General features: G+C 71.8%; 21 protein-coding genes. 10 read left to right on the forward strand and 11 right to left on the reverse strand.

Annotation, left to right across the window (positions count from 1 at the left end):
* Window positions 1–148: 148 nt before the first annotated feature.
* The gene (locus tag ACWGJB_RS13135) at window positions 149–505 is read right to left on the reverse strand and encodes an iron-sulfur cluster assembly accessory protein (protein ID WP_360496151.1); all 357 of its coding nucleotides are present in this window, start codon (window positions 503–505) and stop codon (window positions 149–151) included.
* A 314-nt stretch (window positions 506–819) separates the two neighbouring features.
* On the opposite strand from ACWGJB_RS13135, the gene nadA reads away from it, so the two are divergent.
* Window positions 820–2,016, forward strand: coding sequence for a quinolinate synthase NadA (gene nadA / locus ACWGJB_RS13140; RefSeq protein ID WP_453380253.1), 1,197 nt, complete (start codon window positions 820–822; stop codon window positions 2,014–2,016).
* Between the two features lie 21 nt (window positions 2,017–2,037).
* Here the strand turns inward: nadA and ACWGJB_RS13145 are convergent, their stop codons facing one another.
* The 6 genes from ACWGJB_RS13145 to ACWGJB_RS13170 all read right to left on the reverse strand — a co-directional run bounded on the left by ACWGJB_RS13145 (window position 2,038) and on the right by ACWGJB_RS13170 (window position 10,888).
* On the reverse strand, window positions 2,038–4,263 hold the full coding sequence (locus ACWGJB_RS13145; RefSeq protein WP_453380254.1) for a protein kinase domain-containing protein: 2,226 nt from the start codon (window positions 4,261–4,263) through the stop codon (window positions 2,038–2,040).
* Between the two features lie 114 nt (window positions 4,264–4,377).
* Window positions 4,378–7,491 carry an efflux RND transporter permease subunit gene (locus ACWGJB_RS13150; RefSeq protein WP_453380255.1) on the reverse strand — a complete coding sequence of 1,038 codons (3,114 nt, stop codon included), beginning with the start codon at window positions 7,489–7,491 and terminating at the stop codon, window positions 4,378–4,380.
* A 200-nt stretch (window positions 7,492–7,691) separates the two neighbouring features.
* Complete coding sequence (locus tag ACWGJB_RS13155; protein ID WP_453380256.1) at window positions 7,692–8,375, reverse strand: response regulator; 684 nt, start codon at window positions 8,373–8,375, stop codon at window positions 7,692–7,694.
* Window positions 8,372–9,616: a sensor histidine kinase gene (locus ACWGJB_RS13160; protein WP_453380257.1), complete on the reverse strand. Its 1,245-nt coding sequence runs from the start codon at window positions 9,614–9,616 to the stop codon at window positions 8,372–8,374. Before ACWGJB_RS13160 ends, ACWGJB_RS13155 begins: the two co-directional genes overlap by 4 nt.
* A gap of 173 nt (window positions 9,617–9,789) precedes the next feature.
* Window positions 9,790–10,068: a PspA-associated protein PspAA gene (gene pspAA, locus ACWGJB_RS13165; protein WP_453380292.1), complete on the reverse strand. Its 279-nt coding sequence runs from the start codon at window positions 10,066–10,068 to the stop codon at window positions 9,790–9,792.
* 28 nt (window positions 10,069–10,096) lie between these two features.
* Complete coding sequence (locus tag ACWGJB_RS13170) at window positions 10,097–10,888, reverse strand: PspA/IM30 family protein (protein WP_453380258.1); 792 nt, start codon at window positions 10,886–10,888, stop codon at window positions 10,097–10,099.
* A gap of 296 nt (window positions 10,889–11,184) precedes the next feature.
* Between ACWGJB_RS13170 and ACWGJB_RS13175 the strand changes: the two genes are divergently transcribed.
* The 3 genes from ACWGJB_RS13175 (at window position 11,185) to ACWGJB_RS13185 (ending at window position 13,804) form a co-directional block, all read left to right on the forward strand.
* Complete coding sequence (locus tag ACWGJB_RS13175; protein ID WP_453380259.1) at window positions 11,185–11,859, forward strand: DUF3043 domain-containing protein; 675 nt, start codon at window positions 11,185–11,187, stop codon at window positions 11,857–11,859.
* Between the two features lie 83 nt (window positions 11,860–11,942).
* Window positions 11,943–12,644 (forward strand): class I SAM-dependent methyltransferase, encoded by a 702-nt coding sequence (locus ACWGJB_RS13180; protein WP_453380260.1) that lies wholly within the window; start codon window positions 11,943–11,945, stop codon window positions 12,642–12,644.
* Between the two features lie 71 nt (window positions 12,645–12,715).
* Window positions 12,716–13,804, forward strand: a complete 1,089-nt coding sequence (locus tag ACWGJB_RS13185) for a S1C family serine protease (protein ID WP_453380261.1) — start codon at window positions 12,716–12,718, stop codon at window positions 13,802–13,804.
* A 42-nt stretch (window positions 13,805–13,846) separates the two neighbouring features.
* Here the strand turns inward: ACWGJB_RS13185 and ACWGJB_RS13190 are convergent, their stop codons facing one another.
* A complete protein-coding gene (locus tag ACWGJB_RS13190; protein ID WP_384490904.1) occupies window positions 13,847–14,059 on the reverse strand; it encodes a hypothetical protein in 213 nt (70 codons plus the stop codon).
* A gap of 202 nt (window positions 14,060–14,261) precedes the next feature.
* On the opposite strand from ACWGJB_RS13190, the gene ACWGJB_RS13195 reads away from it, so the two are divergent.
* The gene (locus tag ACWGJB_RS13195; RefSeq protein WP_453380262.1) at window positions 14,262–15,461 is read left to right on the forward strand and encodes a bifunctional adenosylcobinamide kinase/adenosylcobinamide-phosphate guanylyltransferase; all 1,200 of its coding nucleotides are present in this window, start codon (window positions 14,262–14,264) and stop codon (window positions 15,459–15,461) included.
* Between the two features lie 150 nt (window positions 15,462–15,611).
* Here ACWGJB_RS13195 and ACWGJB_RS13200 read toward each other — a convergent pair whose 3' ends face one another.
* Complete coding sequence (locus ACWGJB_RS13200; RefSeq protein WP_453380263.1) at window positions 15,612–16,586, reverse strand: class I SAM-dependent methyltransferase; 975 nt, start codon at window positions 16,584–16,586, stop codon at window positions 15,612–15,614.
* A gap of 141 nt (window positions 16,587–16,727) precedes the next feature.
* Between ACWGJB_RS13200 and cobT the strand changes: the two genes are divergently transcribed.
* The 3 genes from cobT to ACWGJB_RS13215 all read left to right on the forward strand — a co-directional run bounded on the left by cobT (window position 16,728) and on the right by ACWGJB_RS13215 (window position 20,408).
* A complete protein-coding gene (gene cobT / locus ACWGJB_RS13205) occupies window positions 16,728–17,822 on the forward strand; it encodes a nicotinate-nucleotide--dimethylbenzimidazole phosphoribosyltransferase (protein ID WP_453380264.1) in 1,095 nt (364 codons plus the stop codon).
* Window positions 17,823–17,896: 74 nt separating this feature from the next.
* Window positions 17,897–19,672 (forward strand): phosphatidylglycerol lysyltransferase domain-containing protein, encoded by a 1,776-nt coding sequence (locus ACWGJB_RS13210; protein ID WP_453380265.1) that lies wholly within the window; start codon window positions 17,897–17,899, stop codon window positions 19,670–19,672.
* A gap of 10 nt (window positions 19,673–19,682) precedes the next feature.
* Window positions 19,683–20,408, forward strand: a complete 726-nt coding sequence (locus ACWGJB_RS13215) for a hypothetical protein (protein ID WP_453380266.1) — start codon at window positions 19,683–19,685, stop codon at window positions 20,406–20,408.
* Here the strand turns inward: ACWGJB_RS13215 and ACWGJB_RS13220 are convergent.
* A complete protein-coding gene (locus ACWGJB_RS13220; protein ID WP_453380267.1) occupies window positions 20,345–21,112 on the reverse strand; it encodes a hypothetical protein in 768 nt (255 codons plus the stop codon). The genes ACWGJB_RS13215 and ACWGJB_RS13220 overlap by 64 nt on opposite strands.
* 59 nt (window positions 21,113–21,171) lie before the next feature.
* Here ACWGJB_RS13220 and ACWGJB_RS13225 point away from each other — a divergent pair, with 59 nt between their 5' ends.
* On the forward strand, window positions 21,172–21,966 hold the full coding sequence (locus ACWGJB_RS13225; protein WP_453380268.1) for an adenosylcobinamide-GDP ribazoletransferase: 795 nt from the start codon (window positions 21,172–21,174) through the stop codon (window positions 21,964–21,966).
* Between the two features lie 94 nt (window positions 21,967–22,060).
* On the opposite strand, the gene ACWGJB_RS13230 is transcribed toward ACWGJB_RS13225, so the two are convergent.
* Entirely contained in the window at window positions 22,061–22,873 is an 813-nt protein-coding gene (locus ACWGJB_RS13230) for an endo alpha-1,4 polygalactosaminidase (RefSeq protein WP_453380269.1), read from the reverse strand.
* Window positions 22,874–23,389: 516 nt separating this feature from the next.
* Here ACWGJB_RS13230 and ACWGJB_RS13235 point away from each other — a divergent pair.
* Entirely contained in the window at window positions 23,390–24,916 is a 1,527-nt protein-coding gene (locus tag ACWGJB_RS13235) for a leucyl aminopeptidase (protein WP_453380270.1), read from the forward strand.
* Window positions 24,917–25,063 lie beyond the last annotated feature (147 nt).

Consider the following 25,063-nt stretch of genomic DNA (forward strand, 5'->3'; position numbering starts at 1 on the left):
GCGGGGGTGGGGGCCCCCGAGGCCTCGCCCGCCCCCCCCCCCCCCGGGGGGGCGCTTCGCCCCCCAAACACCCCCGGGGGGCCCCCCCCCGGGGGGGCCCCCCCGCCTTCGTTCCGCTTGCCGTGCCGGCTCGGCCGGCCGTGTCGGCTCAGCTGAAGGAGTCGCCGCAGGCGCAGGAGCCGGTCGCGTTGGGGTTGTCGATCGTGAAGCCCTGCTTCTCGATGGTGTCGACGAAGTCGACCGACGCGCCGCCCAGGTAGGGAGCGCTCATGCGGTCGGTCACGACCTTGACGCCACCGAAGTCCTTGACGACGTCGCCGTCGAGGGAACGCTCGTCGAAGAAGAGCTGGTAACGCAGGCCGGAGCAGCCACCGGGCTGGACGGCGACACGCAGGGCGAGGTCGTCACGGCCTTCCTGGTCGAGCAGGGCCTTGACCTTGGCCGCGGCGGCGTCACTCAGGATGATGCCGTCGGTGGCGGTGCTGGTCTCGTCCGATACGGACATCTACATCTCTCCCGGGTTGTACGGAGACTGCTTGCCGACGAGTGCAACCGGCGGGTCCGCTGTTTCATTCCGGGCCGGCATTCGCGTTCTCGCGTTTTTCTCTTACTTCATGCTCGCACATGCCTGAAGTCACGCCCAGCGGCCCGTTGACCACTCCACAACCACACCACAACCACCCCACGGCCACTTTCCCGCAACCCTCCCGTATGGCGCCGGGATTCACGTCACATCGACACAATGGGCATCGTCAAAGTGACGTGAAGCGGTTATGATAGATAACGTCAGAACGACGAAAAGTAGAAAGGGTGCGTGCCGTGACCACCGCCCAGACCACGGAGCTCGACGTACAGCCGACTCCGCTCGCCCTGTTGCTGCTCGGCCGTGAGGCCGACCCGAAGAGCGAGCGGGGCGTCGAGTGTCCCGGCGACCTGCCCTCGCCGTCCGACCCGGACCTGGTCGCGCGCGCCCGCGCCGCCAAGGAGAAGCTCGGCGACAAGGTCTTCGTGCTCGGCCACCACTACCAGCGCGACGAGGTCATCCAGTTCGCCGACGTCACGGGCGACTCCTTCAAGCTGGCCCGGGACGCGGCCGCCCGCCCGGAGGCCGAGTACATCGTCTTCTGCGGTGTGCACTTCATGGCCGAGTCCGCCGACATCCTCACCTCGGACGACCAGAAGGTGGTCCTGCCCGACCTGGCGGCCGGCTGCTCCATGGCCGACATGGCGACGGCCGAGCAGGTCGCCGAGTGCTGGGACGTGCTGACGGAGGCCGGGATAGCCGAGCAGGTCGTCCCCGTCTCGTACATGAACTCGTCCGCGGACATCAAGGCGTTCACGGGCAGGCACGGCGGCACCATCTGCACCTCGTCCAACGCCCAGCGGGCCTTGGAGTGGGCTTTCGAGCAGGGGGAGCCCTCGGCAGTCAAGGTCCTGTTCCTGCCCGACCAGCACCTCGGCCGCAACACCGCCGTCCGGGACATGGGCATGTCCCTGGACGACTGCGTGGTCTACAACCCGCACAAGCCGAACGGCGGACTGACCGCCGACCAGCTGCGCGCCGCGAAGATGATCCTGTGGCGCGGCCACTGCTCGGTGCACGGCCGGTTCAGCCTGGACTCGGTGGCCGATGTGCGCGAGCGCATCCCCGGGGTGAACGTCCTGGTGCACCCGGAGTGCAAGCACGAGGTGGTGGCCGCGGCCGACTACGTCGGTTCGACCGAGTACATCATCAAGGCGCTGGAAGCCGCGCCCGCCGGCTCCAAGTGGGCGATCGGCACGGAGCTGAACCTGGTCCGCCGGCTGGCGAACCGTTTCGCTCCCGAGGGCAAGGAGATCGTCTTCCTCGACAAGACCGTCTGCTTCTGCTCCACCATGAACCGCATCGACCTCCCCCACCTGGTCTGGACCCTGGAGTCGCTGGCCGAGGGCAACCTGGTCAACCGGATCGAGGTGGACAAGGAGACGGAGGCGTTCGCCAAGCTGGCCCTGGAGCGGATGCTGGCGCTGCCGTAGCCGTAGCCGTACGACCCGAGGTCACCCCGAGACGGACTTCCGCTCGGGGTCGGCCGGGTCGAGGGTGAAGATCGTGCCGTCGGAGGTGGAGAGGACCAGGGCGCCCCGGTTGAACCACACGGTCGGCAGCAGGCCGCTGTTGCCCAGCACCTCGGCGCGGGCGGGGGACTCCCACAGCACGGTGCCCTTGGCCGTGTCCAGCGCGACCACCCGCCCGCTCGCGCCGGCCATGTAGAGCGTGCGGCCACTCACGTCCACCGAGGCCTGGCCCGGCGACTCCAGGGTGGTGTGGCTGTTCCACCGCTTCTCCCCCGTCGTCGGGGAGAAGGCGGTGACCAGGCCGCTGGAGGTGGCGAGGTAGAGGGTGCCCCGGGCCAGGGTGGGCAGCCCGCCCCGGTAGTGCTCGGGCAGGGACGTCAGGGTGCGCTTGCCGGTGTCGGGGTCGACGCGCACGATGCGGGTGTAGATCAGGTCGGGGCCGTTGTCGACGTTCTGGTCGTCCGCCTCCAGGAAGACCAGTTGTCCGGAGAGCGTGCCCACGAAACTGCCCGTCTGGGCGGGCGAGTCCAGGGTGCGCACCGGCCCGTCCGCCGGGTCGACGGCGAAGAACTTCGTGGCATGCGAGCCGTCCGTCTGATCGCCGCAGTCCACATAGGGGAAGTCCCCCACGGCGAGCAGCGAGCAGAGCCAGCCCTGGGGCACGGGCACGGTTCTGCGCACACTGCCGTCGCGCGCCGAGCGGATGGTGACCGCGCTGCCGTCGCCCTCCTGGGTCAGGGTCACCCCGTCGGCGTAGGCCGAGCCCAGGCTGTCGGTGCGTACCGCGTGGGACCAGATCCTGGCGCCGTTCTCGCTGTCGAGCGCCATGACGGACTGGGCCTGTCCCGCGCCGTTGGTGTCGGTGACCTGCAGTTCGACGAGGACCCGGCCGTCGTCCACGCCGAGGACGGTCGTGATGTAGCGGTCGGCCGGGATACCCGCGGGCGCGACCGGGGAGCGCCAGAGGGTCCGGCCGGTGGTGGCGTCGACCCGGGTGGGCAGGAGGGCGGTGCCGCCGCAGTAGACGGAGGAGCCGTCCGAGACGCAGGAGGGCGAGGTGTCGCCCTCGTAGCCCGGCGCCTTCTTCACCCCCTGCTCGGCGGTCGCGGACACCGTTGTCTGCCAGGGCTTCCAGCCGTCGGGGAGGGTGCCCCAGCGGGATCCGGGAGACGCCGAGGAGCCGGTGCTTGCCTCGCCGTCGCCGTTCCAGGAGCCCAGCAGGAAGTACCCGGTCAGGGCGATGGCGGTCACCGCTGCCGCGGCCAGCAGCAGCCGGGGGGTGCGGCGGCGCGGGCGGCGGCCGGTGCCCGGCGGGGTGGTGGCGTCGAGGGACGGGGCGGTGCCGGGCCGTGCGGAGGGCAGGCGCAGGGTCATCGTCTGTGGTTCGGCGGACGACTGCTCCGGCAGGGCCGCCGCGAACTCCCCGGCCAGTTCGTCCAGTTCGGGCCGGGCGGCGGGGTCCTTGGCGAGGCAGCGCGCCAGGACCGCGCGCAGCGGGCCGGTGACCCCGTCCAGTACGGGCTCGTTGTGGACCACCCGGTAGCCGGTCAGATAGGGGCTGTCGGCGTCGAAGGGGCCACGTCCGGTGACGCAGTACACCAGCAGCGCGCCGAGCGAGAAGACGTCCGAGGCGGGGCCGACCGTGCGGGCGTCGGTGAACTGCTCCGGGGACATGAACGGCGGGGTGCCGACCATCTGCCCGGTCTCGGTGAGGGTGTTGTGGTTCTCGGCGGCCCGGGAGATGCCGAAGTCGATGACGCGGGGGCCGTCCTCGGCCATCAGGACGTTGCCCGGTTTCAGGTCGCGGTGCACCACCCCGGCCCGGTGGATGTCCCGGAGTGCCTCCACCAGGCCGAGGGCCAGCGGCCGCAGCTCGGTGACGCGGAGCGCGCCCTGGGCCCGGATGCGGGCGGCGAGGGAGGGGCCGGGCACGTACTGGGTGGCCATCCACGGGGCCGGCGCGTCCGGGTCGGCGTCCAGGACAGGGGCGGTGAAGGCGCCGCTGACCCGGCGGGCGGCCTCGATCTCCTGCCGGAACCGGGCGCGGAAGACCGGGTCCTCGGCGTACTGGGCGTGCACCACCTTGACGGCGACCTCGCGCCCGGAGCGCGACCGGCCCCAGTAGACGATGCCCATCCCGCCGGCCCCGAGCCGGTCGGCCAGCCTGTACCCGCCGAGGGACCTCGGGTCGTCCTTGTGCAGCGGCACGCCGAAACTCCCCTTCCCCGCCCTGCAGTTCGCGGCGCCAGCATACGGAACGGCCGGACGCGGACGGCCGGTTCCCGGAGGTGTTCCGGAAACCGGCCGCCGTTCGCGGGACCGTCACACGGCCGCGGGCTGCGGCTCCTCGGCCGCCGGGGCAGAGTCCCCTGCCCCCTGGCCCTGCTTCGCGGCCCGCTTCTTGGCCCGGCGCTCCTTGCGGAGTTCGAGCATCGCGTACAGCGTCGGCACCAGCAGCAGGGTGAGCAGCGTGGAGGTGATCAGACCGCCGATCACGACCACTGCCAGCGGCTGGGCGATGAAGCCGCCCTCGCCGGTGACGCCGAGCGCCATCGGGAGGAGGGCGAAGATGGTCGCCAGGGCGGTCATCAGGATCGGGCGCAGCCGGTGCCGGCCGCCCTCGACGACCGCTTCGACCACGCCGTATCCCTGGCGCCGGTACTGGTTGACGAGGTCGATCAGCACGATCGCGTTGGTCACCACGATGCCGATCAGCATCAGCATGCCGATCATCGCGGGGACGCCCATCGGGGTGCCGGTGACGACCAGCAGGCCGATCGCGCCGGTCGCCGCGAACGGGATGGAGACCAGCAGGATCAGCGGCTGGACGAGCGAGCGGAAGGTCGCGACCAGCAGCATGAAGACGATCGCGATCGCCGCGAGCATCGCCAGGCCCAGGTTCTTGAACGCGCTGTCCTGGTCCGAGGTGACCCCGCCGATCGAGGCCGTCGCACCCGCCGGGAGCTTCAACGCCTTGATCTTGGACTGGAGTTGGGTGCTGACCGCGCCGGTGTTGTCACCGGTCGGCTTCGCCGTGATGGTCGCGGCGCGCTGGCCGTCGATCCGGGTCAGCGACACCGGCCCGTCCACCAGCTTCACGGTGGCGATGTCGCCCAGCTTCACCGGGCCCAGCTTGAGGGCGCGCAGCTGTGCGAGGGTCTCGGCCGACTTCGCCGACTTCACGACGACGTCCCGCTCGGTGTCGTCGAGGACCGCCTTCGCGGCCGTGGTGCCCTTGACCGCCTGGGTGACGGCGGCGCCCAGCGTCTGGTCGTCGAACCCGGCCGCCGCGGCCTTGGAGTTGGCCTTCACCGAGATGCGCGGCACGCTCTGGGAGAGGTTGCTGGTGACGTCGGTGACGTCGTCCAGCTTGGCGACCGTGGCCCGGACCTGCTCCGAGGCCTTGCGCAGCACGTCCCCGTCGGCCGCCTTCACGACGACGCTCAGGTCCTGGCTGCCGAAGCCGTCACCGGCGGACACCGTGGTCGTACCGATGCCCGGCAGCTTGTGCAGACCGTCCTCGATGGCGGTCTGCACCTTGTCGTACGACTTGGCGTCGTCCAGCATCACCGAGTACGACGCCTGGTTGGTGTCCGTGCCGCCGCCGAAGGCCGCCATGAAGCCGGACGAGCCGACCGTGACCTGGTAGTCCTTCACCCCGTCGACGGAGGCGAGCAGCTTCTCGACCTTCTTCGCCTGCGCGTCGGTCGCCGCCAGGCTGGTGCCCGGCTTCAGCTCCTGCTTGACGGTGAGGACCTCCTGGTCGCCCTGGTCGAAGAAGTTGGTCTTCAGCAGCCCGGCCATGCCGAACGTGACGACCAGGACCACGATCGCGATCAGCACGCTGGTGAGGCGGCGCCGGGTCGCGAAGCGCAGGACGGGCACGTAGGCACGCTGGAGCCGGCTGTCGGCCTCCTTCGCCTCGGCCTTGCGGCGGGCCTCCGCGGCGTCCTCGGGGGTGCCCTTCGGGGCGCGCAGGAACCAGTACGACAGCACCGGTACGACCGTCAGCGAGACCAGCAGGGAGGCGAGCAGCGCGGCCGTCACGGTGATGCTGAACGAGCCGAACAGGGCTCCCACCATGCCGCCGACCAGGCCGATCGGCAGGAAGACGGCGACCGTGGTGAGGGTGGAGGAGGTGACCGCGCCGGCCACCTCGCGGACCGCGCCGATGATGGCGGCCTGGCGCTCCTCGCCGTAGCCGAGGTGGCGCTTGATGTTCTCCAGGACCACGATCGAGTCGTCGACGACCCGGCCGATGGCGATGGTCAGCGCGCCGAGCGTGAGCATGTTGAGGGAGAGACCCCGGGTCCACAGCACGATCAGCGTGAGGACCACCGACAGCGGGATGGAGACCGCCGTCACCAGGGTCGAGCGGATCGAGGCCAGGAAGACCAGGATGACCAGGACCGCGAAGACCAGGCCGAGGGCGCCCTCGGTGGTGAGGCCCTTGATGGACTTGGAGACCGCCGGGCCCTGGTCGCTGACGACCGTGAGGGTGGCACCGGAGCCGAGGTCCTGACGCAGCTTGGGCAGCTTGTCCTTGACCGCGTTCGAGATGGAGACCGCGCTGCCGTCGTGGTCCATGGTGACGTTCACGGCGAGGCTGGGACGGCCGTCGGTGCGGGTGATGGAGTCGGCCGGAGCCTCCTGCTCCCTGACCGAGGCCACGTCACCGAGGCGCACGGGCTTCTTGACGCCCTGCCCGCTGACCATCAGGTCCTTGATCTGCCCCAGCGAGGTGAGTCCGCCGCCGACCTGGACGGTGCGGTTGGCGCCGTCCTCGTCGAAGGAGCCCGCCGGCACGGTCGCTCCGGCCGCCTGGAGGGTCTGGGCGATCACCGCCGGGGTGAGGCCCGCCGCGGCCAGCTTCGCCTGGTCCGGGGTGACGGTGACCTGGAGATCCCGTACGCCGGTGACCTGGACGCGCCCGACGCCGTCGATGTCCTTCAGGTCCGGGACGACCGTCTTGTCGAGCTGGTCGGCGAGGGCCTGCTGGTCCTTGCCGGAGGTGACGGCGAGGACCACGGTCGGCATGTCGTCCGTGGAGCCGGAGATGACCTGCGGGTCGACGGAGTCCGGGAGCTGGGCGCGGTTGACGGCCAGCTGGACGTCGGCGACCAGCTGCTTGGTGTCGCTGCCGTAGTCGAAGGACGCCATGATCACGGCGTTGCCCTCGCTGGCGGTGGAGGTGACGCCGGTGATCCCGTCGACGCCTTCGAGGTTGTTCTCGACGGGCTCGACGATCTGCTTCTCGACGACGTCCGGCGACGCGCCCTGGTAGGGGGCGAGGACGGAGACGACCGGGAGTTCGATGGTGGGCAGCAGCTGCTGCTTGATCTGGGGGACGGCGATCGCCCCGAAGACGAGCGCGATCAATGACATGAGGCCTATCAGGGCCCGCTGCGCGAGGCTGAATCGGGACAGCCAGGACATGGGTCAGGGTCTCTTTTCGGTGAGCTGCTGCTGTGAGCGGAGCTGCTGTGAGCGGCGGATGAACGGCGAACGAGCGGCACAGGGGGCACCTGTGAGCGCCCACCCCACCACCCTCACCCATGCGCCGCCCTGCTCACGTAGGCCTTGGGTGCCGTCCTTTATCCGGCTCCTACTCCCGCCGCAGTACGGCCGGGTGGAGGTCACTCCATCCTCGGACGGACCAGCCCCGACTCGTAGGCGATCACCACGAGCTGTGCCCGGTCCCGGGCGCGCAGCTTGGCCATGGCCCGATTGACGTGCGTCTTCACGGTCAGCGGGCTGACCTCCAGGCGCTCGGCGATCTCGTCGTTGGAGTGTCCGCCCGCGACCAGGACCAGCACCTCGCGCTCGCGTGAGGTGAGCGCGTCCAGCCGTTCGGCGCGGGCCGGGTCGCCGCCGTCGGCACTGGTGTCGCCCTGGGCGAGGAAGCGGGCGATCAGCCCCTTGGTGGCGGTCGGGGAGAGCAGCGCCTCGCCGCCGGCGGCGACCCGGATGGCGCTCAGCAGCTCCTCGGGTTCGCTGCCCTTGCCGAGAAAGCCGGAGGCGCCCGCGCGCAGCGCCTGCACGACGTAGTCGTCCACCTCGAAGGTGGTCAGTATGACCACCCGGACCCGGTCGAGGGACGGGTCCTCGCTGATCAGCCGGGTGGCGGCCAAACCGTCCGTGCCCGGCATCCGGATGTCCATCAGGACGACGTCGGCCCGGGTCTCTCTGGCGAGCCGCACCGCCTCGGCGCCGTCGGAGGCCTCGCCGACCACCTCCATGTCGGGCTCGGAGTCGACGAGCACGCGGAACGCGCTGCGCAGCAGTGCCTGGTCGTCGGCGAGCAGGACACGGATCGTCATGCGGAATCCCCCAGGGCGGCCGTCCGGTGGCTCGTACGGTCGTCGGTGTCGGTCTTGACCGGCAGGATCGCATGGACGCGGAAGCCGCCGCCGTAGCGGGGGCCGGTGGTGAGGGTGCCGCGCAGGGCGGTGACGCGCTCGCGCATGCCGAGCAGGCCGTGGCCGCCGCCCTCCTCGGGAGCGGTGTCCTCGCCGGGGCCGTTGTCGAGGACGGTGACCTCGATGTGCGGTCCGACGCGTACGACGCTGACCTCGGCCTTGGCCTCGGGTCCCGCGTGCTTCTGCACGTTGGTCAGGGCCTCCTGGATGATCCGGTAGGCGGCGAGGTCCACGGCGGCGGGCAGGGTGGTGCCCTGGTCGGCGCGGGCCACCTCGACCTGGAGGCCGGCGTTGCGGAAGGTGTCGGCGAGTTCTTCGAGGCGGTGCAGGCCGGGGGCGGGTTCGGTCGGGGCCTCGGGGTCGCCGGACTGGCGGAGCAGGCCGACGGTGGCGCGCAGTTCGTTGAGCGCGGAGCGGCTGGCCTCGCGGACGTGGGCGAGGGCCTCCTTGGCCTGGTCGGGCCGCTTGTCCATGACATGCGCGGCCACTCCTGCCTGCACGTTGACCAGGGCGATGTGGTGGGCGACGACGTCGTGCAGGTCACGGGCGATGCGCAGGCGCTCCTCGGCGACCCGGCGGCGGGCCTCCTCCTCGCGGGTCCGCTCGGCGCGCTCGGCGCGCTCCCGGATGGCCTGGACGACGGCCCGCCGGCTGCGCACCGCGTCCCCGGCGGTGGCGCCGATACCGGTCCAGGCGAAGATCGCGAGGTTCTCCTGGGCGTACCACGGGAGGGGGCCCGCGGCCATCGCGGCGGTGGTCAGCACGGTCATGGTGAGCAGGCCGGCCCGCAGGGTGGTTCGGCGGTCGGTGGTGGCGGCGACGGTGAAGAGGGCGACGACGGCCGCCATCGCGACGGGGGCGCGGGGGTCGCCGGTGACGCACTCGACGACGGAGGCCGCGCCGGTGACGGCCAGGACCGTCTTCGGGGCGTACCGGCGGAAGACCAGGGCGACGGCGGCGAGCGTCATCAGGACCAGGCTGAGGGGGTCCGGGGTGCGGATGCCCCAGGCGACGCCGTGCGCGCCGTGCGGGACGGCGAAAGAGCTCACGACCATGCACACGAGAGCGCCCGCGGCGATGACCGCGTCCACGGCGAGTGGATGGGCGCCGACTCTGCAGCGGGCTCTTTCGAAGGGGCTCACGGTCTGAACAGTACGGCTGGTTCGTGCGGGCCGGAACCGTCGGTTCGGGCCGCCGTCGGCACCGCCCGATTTCCCGCCCACCCGTCCGACTCGCTCAGCTGAAGGGCTCAGGTCCGGGGGCCAGGCGGGCCGGACGCATCGCATCAGGGGGCAGGCGGGCCGGACGCATCGCGTCAGCCCGGGATCAGGCCGTCGTCCCTCAGGAGGGCCCGGACCTCCTCCAGGGTGGCGTCCGGGGAGGGGAGGATCAGGTCCGAGGGTTCCAGGGCGTCGTCCGGGAGCGGGGTGCCGAGTTCTCGGACCTTGTCCAGGAGGGCGCCCAGGGTACGGCGGAAGGCCGACTCGTCGCCGGACTCCGTCTGCGCCAGGAGCTCGTCGTCCAGCTTGTTCAGTTCGGTGAGGTGGCTGTCGGCCAGCCTCACCTGGCCCTCCCCCATGATCCTTACGACCATGTCGGCCATGTCGCCCTCCAGGCGTCGGCTACTGCTTGTCGAAGCGCGGGGTGTCCTGCGGCTGCTGCGCCTGCTGGCCCTGGCCGGTGCCGCCCTCGATCGCCTGCTGCGGCTGGCCGCCGGCCAGCTCCGCCTTCATCCGCTGGAGCTCCAGCTCTACATCCGTACCACCGGAGAGACGGTCCAGCTCGGCGGCGATGTCGTCCTTGGCCATGCCGGTCGGATCGTCGAGGGCACCGGAGGCGAGCAGTTCGTCGATGGCGCCGGCGCGGGCCTGGAGCTGCTGCGTCTTGTCCTCGGCGCGCTGGATGGCGAGGCCGACGTCGCCCATCTCCTCGGAGATGCCGGAGAAGGCCTCGCCGATGCGGGTCTGGGCCTGGGCGGCGGTGTAGGTGGCCTTGATGGTCTCCTTCTTCGTACGGAAGGCGTCCACCTTGGCCTGGAGGCGCTGGGCCGCGAGGGTGAGCTTCTCCTCCTCGCCCTGGAGGGTGGCGTGCTGCGTCTCCAGGTCGGTCACCTGCTGCTGGAGGGCGGCGCGGCGGGACAGCGCCTCGCGGGCGAGGTCCTCGCGGCCGAGCGCGAGCGCCTTGCGGCCCTGGTCCCCCAGCTTGGTGGACTGCTGCTGGAGCTGGTTCAGCTGGAGTTCGAGCCGCTTGCGGGAGGTGGCGACGTCGGCCACCCCGCGGCGCACCTTCTGGAGCAGCTCAAGCTGCTTCTGGTACGAGTAATCGAGAGTCTCGCGCGGGTCCTCGGCCCTGTCCAGGGCCTTGTTCGCCTTCGCGCGGAAGATCATCCCCATACGCTTCATGACACCGCTCATGGGCTTCGCGCGCCCCCTTCTGACGGACTCCAGCTCACAGATCCTGCGACAGAACCCACAGTACGGGCCCTGCCTCCATTACCGCACTGTTCGGGGACCGATGCGCTCATCCCCAAGGACGACTGCGGCCGCATCCGCTCCGGCACAGGTAGTAGGTGGCCCCCCAGGGTCTGCCGGGCCGATCCCCCGGTGAACCCGCGCGCAACCGCCGTACAACCCTCGTACAACGCCAGATCAACTCCGGATCGACGTCGTACGAACCGAGCGAACCGTCTGCAACGTCCCCTCTGTCCCCTATGGAGACGACTGGCGTTGCGGGATCGTTCCCCGCCGGACTAGGGCCCACACCCATCCACCCCGTACCCTTGGGTTTTGTGTTCCGTAGCCGTGCCAAGGATGAGAAGGCCCCCGCCGACAAGGCGGCGTTGACCGACTCCAAGCAGACCCGTGACCCGCAGGCGCCCAAGGGCAGGCCCACGCCCAAGCGCAGTGAGGCCCAGACCCAGCGCCGCAGCGTGGCCAACACGCCGACGACGCGCAAGGACGCCGCCAAGCGTCAGCGCGAGGACCGGCGTGCCGCCATGGAGCGGCAGCGCCAGGCGCTGGCCACCGGCGACGAGCGGTACCTGCCGCCCCGTGACAAGGGCCCGGTCCGCAAGCTCGCCCGCGACTGGGTCGACTCACGCTTCAACGTGGCGGAGTTCTTCCTGCCGCTGGCCGTGATCATCCTGGTCATGAGCGTGGTCAACAACGCGGCGATCAAGAACATCGCGCTGCTGCTGTGGCTGGTCGTGATCGTGCTGATCGTGCTCGACGCCGCGGTGAGCGGCCTCCGGCTGCGCAAGCGCATCGCCGAGCGCTTCCCGGACCAGAACAAGAAGGGCGCCGTCGCCTACGGTCTCATGCGCTCCCTCCAGATGCGCCGGCTCCGGCTGCCCAAGCCGCAGGTCAAGCGCGGAGAGCGGCCCTGAGCACAGAGCCTTTCTCCGGGGGTGCGGCGAAGGCCTGGCTGACCAGGCTGGGCGGGCTGCGTGAGGTCGTACGACAGGAGCTGGTGGCCCGGCAGCTCGACGAGCAGATAGCCGGACGGTTCCCGGTCGGGCAGCGGCTGCGGGTGCTCGACGTGGGGATGGGCCAGGGCACTCAGGCGCTGCGGTTGGCCCGCGCCGGGCACCAGGTGACCGGCGTCGAGCGGGAACCGACGATGATCGCGGCCGCGCGGGAGGTCCTGGCCGGTGAGCCGGAGGGGATCCGCGAACGGGTGCGGATCGTCGAGGGGGACGGACGGGACACGGGCGTCCACTTTCTGCCCGGCAGCTTCGACCTGGTGCTCTGTCACGGTGTGCTGATGTACGTCGAGGAACCGGACGCACTGCTGGCCGGGCTGGCCCGGATGCTGGCCCCGGGCGGCCTGCTCTCGCTGCTGGTGCGCAACGCCGACGCGCTGGCCATGCGGCCGGGGCTGAGCGGGGACTGGACGGGGGCGATGGGCGCCTTCGACACCGTCTCCTACCGCAACCGGCTGGGCCTCGAGGTACGGGCCGACCGGCTGGCCACCCTCACCGCCGCACTCGCCGGCATCGGTGCGCCGCTGCACTCCTGGTACGGCGTACGGGTGTTCACGGACACGGCCGCGGACGGCGCCGGACCACCCGCCGACCTGGAGACGCTGCTGGCGGCGGAGGAGCGGGCCGGGCGGACGGATCCGTACCGTGCGGTCGCGGCGCTGCTGCACCTGTGCGGGGTCCGCGGCTGAACCCGTCGTGTGCTGCTCGTTCGGGTCAGCAGCACGAGCCGGACCGGCACCCCGCGACGAGACTCGGGGGCATGGACGCTTCCCGTACTCGTCGGACCTTCCGTACGGCTGCCGCGCTCGGCTCCTGCTGTCTCGCCCTCGTCTCCGGCTGCTCCGCGTTCGGCAGCGGCACCGCCGAGGACCGCTCGACCGCCCAGGCCGCCCAGGCCGCCCAGGCGGCGGCCGTTCCCATGGCGGCGGCCGACCTGCAGAGCCAGTACCAGAAGGTGATCAAGGACGTCCTGCCGTCGGTGGTGCAGATCCAGGCCAGCCGCGACCTGGGCTCCGGCGTGGTCTACGACGACAAGGGACACATCGTCACCAACGCGCATGTCGTCCAGGGCGAGAAGAAGTTCAAGGTGACGACCGCCAACAACGAGGAACCGCTCACCGCGACGCTCGTCTACTCCTACCCCGAGCAGGATCTGGCGGTCCTCCGGCTCGACAAGATCCCGGACGGGCTGAAGGCGGCCGCCTTCGGGGACACCGAGAAGGTCGAGGTCGGGCAGATCACGCTCGCCATGGGCTCGCCGCTCGGGCTGTCGTCCAGCGTCACCGAGGGCATCGTGTCGGCGACCGGACGGACCGTCAGCGAGAACCAGGAGGGCGGCGGCACCGGCGCCACCATCCCCAACATGGTGCAGACCTCGGCCGACATCAACCCCGGCAACAGCGGCGGCGCGCTGGTCAATCTGGACGGCCAGGTCATCGGCATCCCGACGCTCGCCGCGAGCGACCCCGACCTGGGCGGGAGCGCGGCGCCGGGGATCGGGTTCGCCATCCCGGGGTCGATGGTGAAGACGGTCGCCGACCAGATCATCAAGCAGGGCAAGGTGACCGTCTCGGGGCGGGCCGCGCTCGGCATCAGCGGGCGCACGGTCGTCGACGTGAACTACCAGCCCGCCGGGGTGGCCGTCGTGACGGTGAAGCCGGGGGACGCGGCCGACAAGGCGGGCATCCGGCCCGGCGACATCATCACCAAGGTGGGTGACGACGAGATCACCACCATCACCTCACTGGCCGAGTCGCTCGCCGTGGACCGGCCGGGACAGAAGACGACGGTGACGTACAGCCGGAACGACGTCGAGCGGACGGTGGGGGTGACGCTGGGCGAGCAGTGACGGCGGGGCGGCCCGCGGAGGGCCGCCCCTGACCGGCACCGCTCAGGATTCGTCCGCGTGCAGGCTCATCGGGCCGTAGATCTCGGTGGCGTCCTCGAAGAGCCGCACCTGGTCGGCGCCGCCGGCCAGCAGGTCCTTCCACTGCTCGCCGATCCAGGACTCGGCGTCGCCCTGGGTGGTGAACTCCTCGGGCTCCACCGCGGGCTGGACCTCCGTCCCGTCGGCCTTCTCGAACCGCCACGTCCATGCCGCCATGTAGGCCTCCTTTGATCCAACTGGTGCATCGTATAAGGACGCCGACAAAAACTCCGCTGGTTGTGGGGTATGTGCGGGCCCGGCAGGGGCTGGGCGCGCCCACGCGGCGGAGCCGCACGTCGATACAGCCCCGCGCCCCCTGGGGTGTGTTCACGGGGCGCCCGCTGAAGCAAGAACCGTCGGGACGGGTGAAAATCAGGGCGTGGAAGTGACTTTGCTCGGTACCGGTGCTCCCGCGGGTCTGCCCCGCCCAGACTGTCCCTGTGCGGCCTGTGCCTGCGCTGTCGGGGCGGATGTCCGGGCCGCCACGGCGGCGCTCGTCGACGGAACGCTGCTGCTCGACCTGACGCCGGGCGCGGCGTTCGCCGCGGCACGCGCCGGGCGTTCCCTCACCGGCGTACGGCAGGTGCTGCTGTCGCATCCGCACGACGGGCCCGCCGTCGAGGTGCCGGCCGGGCTGCCGCAGCCGGGGCGGGTGCCGGACGGCCGGGAGCTGGCGCTGCTCACCGGGCACCGGGTGCGGGCGCTGGCGATGGACGCTGGCGGCACCGGGTACGCGGTGACCGGCCCCGACGGGCAGCGGCTGCTGTACCTGCCGCCGGGCGGTGCGCCGGCCGGGCTGGAGAACGGGAGCACGGAGTCGTACGACATGGCGCTCCTGGACGTCGTGGGACGCCCGGACGCGCTGGCGCGTCTGCGGGCGGTGGCGGCGGTGGGCCCGGCCACCGACGTCATCGCCGTCCATCTCGACCACGACGTGCCGCCAGGACCGGAGTTGCGGCGGCGGCTGGCGGCGGCCGGGGCGCGGGCCGTGCCGGACGGTACGACGCTGACGGTGGGGGTGTACGAGGAGGTGCCCGACGTGCCGCGCCGGACGCTGGTGCTGGGCGGGGCCCGGTCCGGCAAGTCCGTGGAGGCCGAGCGGCGGCTGGAGTCCTTCCCCGACGTGCTGTACGTCGCCACGGGCGGGACGCGCGGCGGGGACACCGAGTGGGCGGCGCGGGTCGCCGTGCACCGGGAGCGGCGGCCGGGGTCGTGGCGTACGACGGAGACGTGCGACCTGGTGCCGTTGCTGGCGCAGGACGGGCCGCCGTTGCTTGTGGACTGTCTGTCGCTGTGGCTGACGGACGCGATGGACTCCGTCGGGGCGTGGGACGACACGGAGTGGGCGTCGGGCGGGGAGAAGGCGCTGCGGGAGCGGGTGCGGGAGCTGACGGAGGCGGTGCGCTCGACCCGGCGGACGGTGGTCGCCGTCTCCAACGAGGTGGGGTCGGGCATCGTGCCGGCCACAGCGTCGGGCCGCCGCTACCGGGACGAACTGGGCCGGCTGAACACGGCGTTCGCGGCCGAGTGCGAGCACGTGGTGCTGGTGGTGGCGGGACAGGCGATCGTGCTGCGGTAGTGGGGGTGCCTACTTGGCGCCGGCAGGGGTGCCCCTGACAAACGCGCCCGCGCTGTGGCGCCCCGTCAGGGGCGCGGGGCTGTGTCGATTTGCGGCTCCGCCGCGTGGGCGCGACCGGCCGCCACCCACCCGCAGCCGCGCAAGGGCCTGTCAGCGCCCCCTTCTCGCGATGATCCGGTACCCGTTGGAGAAAGGCGTGCGCCGCAGCAGCGGGGCCAACGCGTGGTCGACGGCCTCCGCCACGGCCACCAGCGGGGCCGTCGCGCGTAGCGCCCGCTTCGGCAGCACCCGGCGCAGCAGCAGCGCGAGCGCCGCCGAGATGTCGTACGGGATGTGCGGCGTCTGCCGGTCGGCTTTCAGGATCTCGCAGCCCTGGGACTCCAGCTCCGCCCGCAGGTTGGCCGGGGGCAGCAGATGCAGGTGGCGGGGCTGTCCGTACGGGACCCACCACTTGCCGAGCAGCGCGCCGAAGGCACTGCGCGGGTTGGCGATGTCGATCAGGAGGTGGCCGCCGGGCCGTAGCGCCGCGAGCGCCGCGCGGAGTTCGGCGCGCGGGTCGGGTGCGTGTTCGAGGTGCCGGAACATGCTGACGACGTCGTAGCGGGCGCGCAGCCGGGCCAGCACCTCCGGTGCGGTCAGGTGACCGCAGTGCGCCTCCTCGATGTGCCCCTCGGCCTGGGCCCACACCACCCGCAGGGTCGAGTCCAGGCCGTCGAACGAGGTGTACGTGAAGAGTTCCTTCGCCGTCCGCGGGAACTGGGCGTGGCCCGTCCCGACGTCCAGCCAGCTCTCCGGCTCCGTCAGCGCCAGCATCGCGCGGGCGGCGGCGCGGTGCCTGCGGCGGCCGCCGCGGGTCGCGAGCAGGCCGTCCGCGTAGTCCTCCAGACGGCCCTCGTAGTAGTCCCGGTGGTAGAGGACGAAGCCCTCCGCGGTCAGCCGGGGGTTCTGGAAGGCGTGGGCGCAGTCGCGGCACTCGTCGACGGCGAACCTGCCGGGCCGGTGATGGAGGAGGTCGGGTGTGCGCAGCCGGGTGCGCAGGCGTCTGGAACCGCACCAGGGACAGTCCTCGCGGCGCGGCTCGTGGAACCCGTCGGTGCCCGGGAGGAGTTCGGGTGTGGGCGGCATGGGCGGCTCCCTGTGCTCCCTGTACGCAATACGCTGCAAAACGGAACGTATGGGATACCGATCTTGCCTGCCAAGACGCCGTGCGGGTGTGGTGGCGATCTGACACCGAAGCGTTCGTTCGGTGCCGGTACTGTTCGGCGAATGAGCTCGCTTAATCTCGACGACTTCACCGATCTGATCGAGCGCCCCGACGGCGGTGTGCGCCGTGACGCAGAGGCGCGCCGGGAGCGGCTGATCGTGCCGCCCGGGTCGCTGGGCCGCCTCGACGACCTGGGTGAGTGGCTGGCCGCCGCGCAGGGTCGCGTACCGGTGCGGCCGGTCGAACGGCCGCGGGTCCTGCTCTTCGCGGCTGACCACGGCGTCGCCGAACTCGGCGTGTCCGCGCGGCCCGCGGGCACTGCCGGGCTGCTGGTGCGGGCGGTCCTGGAGGGGGCCAGCCCGGTTGCGGTGCTGGCCCGGCGGCTCGGGGTGCCCCTGCGGATCGTCGACATGGCGCTGGACTGCGACCCGGACACGCTGCCCGCGGAGGTAGTACGGCACCGGGTGCGGCGGGGCAGCGGCCGTATCGACATCGAGGACGCGCTGACCCTGGAGGAGGCCGAGGAGGCCTTCCGGGCGGGGATGGCGCTGGCCGACGGGGAAGCCGACTCGGGGACCGATCTGGTGGTGCTCGGCGATGTGAGCGTCGGGGGGACCACGGCGGCCTGTGTCCTCGTCGCGGCGCTGTGCGGGACCGACGCGTCCGTGGTGACCGGGCGGGGCGGGCTCGCCATCGACGACCTCGCGTGGATGCGCAAGTGTGCGGCGATCCGGGACGCGTTGCGGCGGGCGCGGCCGGTGCTCGGGGACCAGCTGCAGTTGCTGGCGACGGTGGGCGGGGCCGATCTCGCGGCGATGACCGGGTTCCTGTTGCAGGCGGCGGTGCGGAAGCTGCCGGTGGTGCTGGACGGGGTGGTGGCGGCCGCGTGTGCGCTGGTCGCGCAGCGGATCGCGTTCCGGGCGCCGGACTGGTGGCTGGCCGGCCACGACAGCGGGGAGCCGGGCCAGGCGAAGGCGCTGGACCGGATGGCCCTGGAACCCCTGCTGGAACAGGGCGTGACGGTGGGCGAGGGAGCGGGAGCACTGCTCGCCCTCCCCCTGGTCCAGTCCGCGGCGGCCCTGGCGGCGGAACTCCCGGAGAAGCCCGAGGAAGAGGCAGCGGAGGAAGCAGGGGAAGAGGAAAAGCCGGAGGAGTAGAGGTATCACCGGCAACGGCGAGGTCCGTGCGTGTGACCGCGTTCGCCGCGGGGGCGCCCATATGATCCATCTCCATGGGAGATGTCCGAATTGCCGTTGAACGGTGGCGGGCCGGCGGGGTTTCCCGGCGGGCCGCCGCCCTTGCTGTGTGGTACTTGCGGGCCGTCGCCTTCGTCAACTTCCTCAGCGCGGTGTGGGTGTCGTTGGGGCAGGACGTGCGACGGCACAACCAGGAGGACTTCTTCACGCCGTACCTGCTGACCGCCGGCTTCGCCTCCGGTGTGTTCACCGCGTTCCTCGCGATCACGATGCGGCGGCGCAAGCGGGCCGCCTGGATCCTCAACCTCGTCCTGAGCGGCCTGTTCCTCGCGCTGTTCGCGTTCGCCATGGCGTTTCCGGAGATCCGGCGGTACCCGCAGAACTGGATCTCGATCGCGCTGACCGCCGCATTCGTGGGCGCGTTGCTGGTCGGCCGCCGGGAGTTCTACGCCAAGGGCGACCGGTCGAACCCGCGGCTCGCCGCGACCGTGGCCGTCGGCGGCGGGCTCCTCGCCTCGCTGCTCGCCGCCCTCCTCGTGACCGTCACCAACCAGGCCCCGCACGCCGTCCGTTCGACGTTCGCGGAGCGCTGGCACTACGGCACCCTGCGCCTGGTCTCGGTCGCCGCCGACCCCTCCCGGTTCCCGTACATCGCGCCGCCCAACTGGGTGAACGTCTCCGTCAACGTGCTGAGCACGCTCCTCGTCCTCGCCGTCCTCTACGCCGCCTTCCGCTCCCGCCGCGCCGTCGACCCGATCACCGAGGACGACGAGAAGCGGCTGCGGGAGCTGCTGGAGCGGCACGGCGAGCGGGACTCGCTCGGGTACTTCGCGCTGCGCCGGGAGAAGAGCGTCGTGTGGTCGCCGACCGGGAAGGCCGCGGTGGCCTACCGGGTGGTGGGCGGGGTGAGCCTCGCCTCCGGGGATCCGATCGGGGATCCGGAGGCCTGGCCGGGGGCGATCGTGCCGTGGCTGAGCGAGGCCCGGGCGCACGGGTGGATCCCCGCGGTGATGGGGGCGAGCGAGGAGGCCGGGACCGTGTACGCGCGGCACGGGCTCGACGCGCTGGAGCTCGGTGACGAGGCGATCGTCGAGGTCGCCGAGTTCACGCTGGAGGGACGGGCGATGCGGACCGTCCGGCAGGCCCACAACCGGGTCGGGCGGGCGGGCTACTCGGTGCGGATCCGCCGGCACGAGGACATCCCCGCCGACGAGATGGCGTACCTCCTGCGGCGCGCCGACGACTGGCGGGACGGCGCCACCGAGCGCGGGTTCAGCATGGCGCTGGGGCGGCTCGGGGACGGCCGGGACGGGCGGTGCGTGATGCTGGAGTGCACCGACGGGGAGGGCCGGCTGCGAGCGCTGCTGTCGTTCGTGCCGTGGGGACCGGGCGGGCTCTCCCTCGACCTGATGCGGCGGGACCGGGACTGCGACAACGGGCTGATGGAGTTCATGGTCATCGAGCTGCTGCGGCGTGCCGGAGAGATCCGGATCACTCAGGTTTCACTCAACTTCGCCATGTTCCGGTCGGTCTTCGAACGTGGCGCGCGTCTCGGCGCGGGACCGGTGCTGCGGCTGTGGAGGTCCTTGCTGAGCTTCTTCTCCCGGTGGTGGCAGATCGAGTCCCTGTACCGGGCCAACGCCAAGTACCGGCCCATCTGGGAACCCCGGTTCCTGCTCTTCGAGAAGAGCGCGGACCTGCCGCGCATCGGCCTCTCGTCGGCCCGTGCGGAGGGGTTCCTGGAGACGCCGGTACTGCCGAGGTGGCTGCACCGACGGCACCTGGACACGGACCGGGACTCCCGCCGGTGAGGACCACCGCATGAAGCCGCTCGCCCGCCGGGCCCGCGCCGAGTGGGGTCTGCTGTACGCCACCGTGCGCGACGCGCTGGCGAAGCGGCGGCTGCGGGCGGTGCCGATGGCAGTCGCGGCGGTGTGTCTGACGGCGCTGCTGCAGTTCGTCCAGAACCAGTCGTGGGGCTACCGGTTCGTGCAGGACATCGGGGGCGTGCGCGCCGCGGACCCGCTCTGGCTGGCCCTGCTGCGCACTCCCCTGTCGCTGTTCGTACCGGCGCTGGACCTGCCGGTGTGGGGGGCGCTGGTGCAGATCCTGATCGTGTTCGGCATCGCCGAGGTGTGCCTGGGCTGGTGGCGGACGCTGACCGTCGCGTACGTCGCGACCCTCGCCGGCACGCTGTACGCCCGTGTGGGCATCGCGCTGGGTCCGCACAGCCCCCTGGGCCTGCCCGCCTCGGACGCCTGGGTGGTGGACGCCGGCCCCTCGGCCGCCGTCGTCGGACTCGCGGTCGTCCTCTGCCGGCGGTACGGCGCGTATGTCACCGCGGGCGTGGTGGCAGCGGCGATGGTGGTCGAGGTGGCGCTGAAGGACAACCTCGCCGGCAAGGAGCATCTGGCGGCGATCGCCGGCGTGCTGGCGCTGTACGCGGCGGTGGCGGTGGGTCGGCGGCTGCGGTGCCGGTGGCGTCAGCGGCGGCCGGGCAGCCGGGCCGGTTCGGGGCGGTCGGGCTTGCCGCCGATCCAGTCCTGAAGGGTCCTGCTGAGCCTGGCCCAGCGGCGGTCGTGGTGGTAGGCGCGCAGCCCGGACCTGGCCCGGGCGCGCGGGCGGTCGGCGTAGAAGCGGCGGGCCCAGGCCGAGCCGGGACGGGCCAGGCGGACCGCGCCGACGAGACCGACGAACGGGACGACCACCCCGAAGATCGCGAGACGGGCCTTGCCCTTGCTCAGGGCGACGAGCGAGAAGAAGAAGTTCGCCACGATGTTCGCGATGACGGCGCTCCGGTCCTGGAGTTCGTCGGCCGAGATGTCGTTGACGCCGAACGGCGAGAACCCGGCGAGCAGCAGTCCGACCATCGCGGCGGTGATGACGACGACCTCGACGCTCTGGCGGCCCTCCTCGGTCCAGTAGACGTCGTCGAGGTGCAGGATCAGGGCGAACTCGTCGAGCACGAGCCCCGCGCCGATGCCGAAGACGATCGCGGCGAGGGCCGCGCCGAAGCCCTGCCGGCCGCCGGCGACGGCGCCGAAACCGCCGATGATGACGAGGACCACCCCGGGGACCACGTGGTGGATGTGCAGGCCGCCGGCCTTCACATTGCCGAACGGGCCCTTTCCGGCACGGATCAGCCGGGTGACGACCCGTGTGATCACAAAGGTCAGGACGAAGGCGGTCAGGGCGAGCAACAGGGGGAGTTTGCCCGGCTCGATGACGTTCCGTTCCAGCCAATGTCCCATGTGCGCACTTTATCCCCGGCCATGGCGGGGACCCTCCGCCCACCGGGTAACCTGCGCCGGTGGCTGCGACCTCTGCGACTCCCTGGCGTGACGGCGTCCGCTTCGCCTTCGGCACCCTCACCGTCTTCCCCGTGAAGGTGACCCGCTGGGACCGCGAGGCCGCCCGGGGCGGCATGCTGCTCGCACCGCTGGCCGGCCTCGCCGTCGGGCTCTGCGCGGGCGCGGTCGGGGCGCTGCTGGTCCTGGCCGGGGCGAGTGCGCTGCTGGCCGCGGTGGCCGCGGTCGCGGTACCGGCCGTGCTCACCCGGGGACTGCACCTGGACGGGCTCGCCGACACCGCCGACGGACTGGGCAGCGGCAAGCCCGCCGAGGAAGCGCTGCGGATCATGAAGCAGTCGGACATCGGGCCGTTCGGCGTGATCACGCTCGTCCTCGTGCTGCTCGGGCAGGTGGCCGCGCTGGCCCAGGCCTACGGCGGCTCGTGGCGGCGGGGGGTGCTGGCCGCGGTCGTCTCGGCGATGGTGGCCCGGCTGGCGATGAGCCTGGCCGCGGTGCAGGGGGTGCCCGCGGCCCGGCCGGAGGGGCTGGGGGCGGCGGTGGCCGGGGTGGTGCCGAAGGTGGGGGCTTCGGTGGTCACGGTCGCGGTGATGGTGGTGGCGGCGGGGGCCGGGGCGCTGGTGGGATCGGCCGACAGCCTGCGGGCGTTGCTCGCGGTGGTGGCGGCGGAGGCGGCGACGGACGTGCTGCTGCGACTGTGCCGGCGGAGGTTCGGTGGGGTTACGGGGGATGTGTTCGGGGCGCTTGCCGAGACGGCGGCGACCGCAGCGCTTGTGGTGTTTTCTTTGGGGGGCTGACGGATCGAGTCGCGGCGGTGGGCCGGTGGGGGCTGGTCGCGCCCCGCGGCGGTAGCCGCAGATCCAATACCGCCCCGCGCCCCTTACGGGGCACTCAGCAGGCCCGGCGCCACACTCCCAGCTCGTATTTCTTCTCCAATGAACTCAGCTTCAGCTGCCGCGACCGGGCGCAGAACCTGGTCGTCGGCAGTTCGTACTCCACGTGGAAGACGGCCTTGTCCGCCTTGGTGAACGGCTTCAGGTCGTCGCACTCGCCGTACTGGGCGCACTGCTCGTTGACCGCGAAGTCGAAGTCGCCGACCAGTTGCGGTATCTGGTCCAGGTCGTTCTTCAGGCCCACCGACATGCCCCGGTCGTGAGCGAGCCGGGCGATGAGCCGGTTGTAGCGGAGCTGGTCGGCCGCTTCGAGGGGGAAGCCCGTGCGGTTCTTGTAGCCGTCCATGTTGTCGGGCTCCACCGCGTCGAAGCCCTTGTCCTTGCACATGTCGAAGCGGGCCGCCATCAACGGCTCCAGGACGTCCGTACGGCGGATGTCCAGCCAGCGCTCGCCCTCCCAGCCGTTGCCGCGCCCCAGCACCGACTCGGGGAACTTCTTCGCGTCTGGCCGCCAGTCCTCGAAGGCGCCGGTGGAGAGATAGCAGATGACCTTGCGGCCCTTGCCGTGCAGCGTGCCGACCGTCGCGCTGGACTGGTCGAAGCCGTCGATGTCGTACACGGACGCCCGTACGGACGTGTCCACGCGGCCGCTCAGTTGCCACTGCCAGGTGACCCCGGGCCTCGGTTGCCAGCGCCCGGCGTCGTCCGAGGCCCCGGTACAGCCGGCGAGCAGGGCCAGCGGGACGAGCAGGGGTGTGCTGGTGCGGAGTTTCACCGGGCGGGCTCCAGGGTGGGCGACAGAGGACCCCATCGATGATCTCCCACCCCGGGTACCGCGCGGCAGACCGAGGCCCATGCGCGGCCTCGTACCGCGGTCGCTCCACGGGGTTCCGCTCACGGCAGTTCCTCGCCGTCGAGGGTGCCGCGGTCATGGCCATTGCCGTGGTTCCCCATCGATGGGCGGTGTGCGCCGATACAGGTCCACCCTCCCGGAAAATCCGCTTGCAGCTCTTTGTGGAGGTTCCGAGCGGGATCGATGGAAATCTCACGAAGCCGCAGGCGGCCTCGCCCACCGGAACGCGAGGAGTGTGACCCAGGTCACCTGGCGGCAGAGGGGAGAAGTGGCTTGGACGCCACCCTCAGGTGAACGCCCGTAGGAATGAGCGAACGCATACACACGCGTAGGCTCGTCCCGGGTGTTCGCCGACAGGGTGAAGGCCCCGGTGGTAATGCGCCCCGAGGCCACTGCCTAGGGTCGCTTCCCGGGCCCGGTCGACCCACCCACTCGGCCACAGCAACTCAACATCGGAAGCGAGATTCCACCACCGTGACTGCTCTCACTCTCAGCACCTCAGCGGCGCCCGGCCTCCGGGCCGACGCGATCGTGATCGGTGTCGCCAAGGGCGCCAAGGGCCCGGTCGTAACGCCGGGCGCCGAGGCCGTGGACAAGGCCTACGACGGCAAGCTCGCCGACGTCCTGGAGACCCTCGGTGCCTCGGGTGCCGAGGGCGAACTGACGAAGCTGCCCTCGCCGGCCGGCTTCAAGTCCCCGCTCGTCATCGCGGTCGGCCTGGGCGCCGAGCCCGACGGCGGCGCCGGCTACGACGCGGAGGCGCTGCGCCGGGCGGCCGGCGTCGCGGCCCGCACGCTGAACGGCGCCAAGAAGGCGGCCTTCGCGCTGCCCGTCGAGGACGCGGCCGCCGTCGGCGTGATCGCCGAGGGCGTGCTGCTGGGCGCCTACTCCTTCGACGTCTACAAGGACAACGGCGGCAACGCGAAGGCGAAGAACGGCAAGGCGCCGCTCGCCGAGGCCACGCTGCTCGGCGGCAAGCCGCGGGACGCCGCCCACAAGGCGGCCCTCGCCCGCGCCACCGCGGTCTCCGAGGAGCTCAACCGCGCCCGCGACCTGATCAACACCCCGCCGAACGACCTTACTCCGGCCGCGTTCGCCGCGATCGCGCAGCGCGCGGCCAAGGAGCACGGCCTCAAGATCCAGATCCTGGACGACAAGGCGCTCGCCAAGGACGGCTACGGCGGCATCCTCGGTGTCGGCGGCGGCTCGGCCGCGACCCCGCGGCTGGTGAAGCTGTCGTACACGAGCCCCGAGGCGGACAAGCACCTCGCCTTCGTCGGCAAGGGCATCACCTACGACTCGGGCGGTATCTCGCTCAAGCCGGCCGGGCACAACGAGACGATGAAGTGCGACATGAGCGGCGCTGCGGCGGTCTTCGCGGCCGTCGTCTCGGCGGCGCGGCTCGGCCTGCAGGTCAATGTGACCGGGTGGCTGGCGCTCGCCGAGAACATGCCGTCCGGCTCGGCCGTGCGCCCGGGTGACGTGCTGCGCATGTACAGCGGCAAGACGGTCGAGGTCCTCAACACGGACGCCGAGGGCCGGCTGGTCCTCGCCGACGCGCTGTGGGCGGCGTCGGCGGAGAAGCCGGACGCGATCGTCGACGTGGCGACGCTGACCGGGGCGATGATGCTGGCGCTGGGCAGCCGGACGTTCGGTGTCATGGCCAACGACGACGCGTTCCGTACGGCGATCCACGAGGCGGCCGAGGAGGTCGGCGAGCCGGCGTGGCCGATGCCGCTGCCGGAGCACCTGCGCAAGGGGATGGACTCGCCCACGGCGGACATCGCGAACATGGGCGAGCGGATGGGCGGCGGGCTGGTGGCCGGGCTCTTCCTGCGCGAGTTCGTGGGTGAGGGGATCACCTGGGCGCACCTCGACATCGCCGGACCGGCGTTCAACGAGGGCGGGCCCTTCGGGTACACGCCGAAGGGCGGGACGGGGTCGGCGGTGCGGACGCTGGTGCGGCTTGCCGAGCTGACGGCCGAGGGTGACCTGGGCTGATGTCGCCGACGGGACCCCGCGCGCGGGTAGGGCGGGGTCCCGTCGCCCCTTGTCTGGGGGCTTTCGGTCATGTGGCGACTGCGGGCGGTTCGTGGTTGGTCGGGGAGTTCCCCGGGGCCCGGGCGGGGGGCCGGACCTGAAGGCCCG

Source organism: Streptomyces sp. NPDC054813 (assembly GCF_053611365.1).

Excerpts from the sequence above, each read along its gene's own strand:
- ACWGJB_RS13135 (WP_360496151.1), bottom strand. The coding sequence starts at position 505 with ATGTCCGTATCGGACGAGACCAGCACCGCCACCGACGGCATCATCCTG.
- ACWGJB_RS13150 (WP_453380255.1), bottom strand. The coding sequence starts at position 7,491 with ATGTCCTGGCTGTCCCGATTCAGCCTCGCGCAGCGGGCCCTGATAGGC.
- ACWGJB_RS13155 (WP_453380256.1), bottom strand. The coding sequence starts at position 8,375 with ATGACGATCCGTGTCCTGCTCGCCGACGACCAGGCACTGCTGCGCAGC.
- pspAA (WP_453380292.1), bottom strand. The coding sequence starts at position 10,068 with ATGGTCGTAAGGATCATGGGGGAGGGCCAGGTGAGGCTGGCCGACAGC.
- ACWGJB_RS13170 (WP_453380258.1), bottom strand. The coding sequence starts at position 10,888 with ATGAGCGGTGTCATGAAGCGTATGGGGATGATCTTCCGCGCGAAGGCG.
- ACWGJB_RS13175 (WP_453380259.1), top strand. The coding sequence starts at position 11,185 with ATGGAGACGACTGGCGTTGCGGGATCGTTCCCCGCCGGACTAGGGCCC.
- ACWGJB_RS13185 (WP_453380261.1), top strand. The coding sequence starts at position 12,716 with ATGGACGCTTCCCGTACTCGTCGGACCTTCCGTACGGCTGCCGCGCTC.
- ACWGJB_RS13190 (WP_384490904.1), bottom strand. The coding sequence starts at position 14,059 with ATGGCGGCATGGACGTGGCGGTTCGAGAAGGCCGACGGGACGGAGGTC.
- ACWGJB_RS13200 (WP_453380263.1), bottom strand. The coding sequence starts at position 16,586 with ATGCCGCCCACACCCGAACTCCTCCCGGGCACCGACGGGTTCCACGAG.
- cobT (WP_453380264.1), top strand. The coding sequence starts at position 16,728 with ATGAGCTCGCTTAATCTCGACGACTTCACCGATCTGATCGAGCGCCCC.
- ACWGJB_RS13210 (WP_453380265.1), top strand. The coding sequence starts at position 17,897 with ATGGGAGATGTCCGAATTGCCGTTGAACGGTGGCGGGCCGGCGGGGTT.
- ACWGJB_RS13215 (WP_453380266.1), top strand. The coding sequence starts at position 19,683 with ATGAAGCCGCTCGCCCGCCGGGCCCGCGCCGAGTGGGGTCTGCTGTAC.
- ACWGJB_RS13220 (WP_453380267.1), bottom strand. The coding sequence starts at position 21,112 with ATGGGACATTGGCTGGAACGGAACGTCATCGAGCCGGGCAAACTCCCC.
- ACWGJB_RS13230 (WP_453380269.1), bottom strand. The coding sequence starts at position 22,873 with ATGGGGTCCTCTGTCGCCCACCCTGGAGCCCGCCCGGTGAAACTCCGC.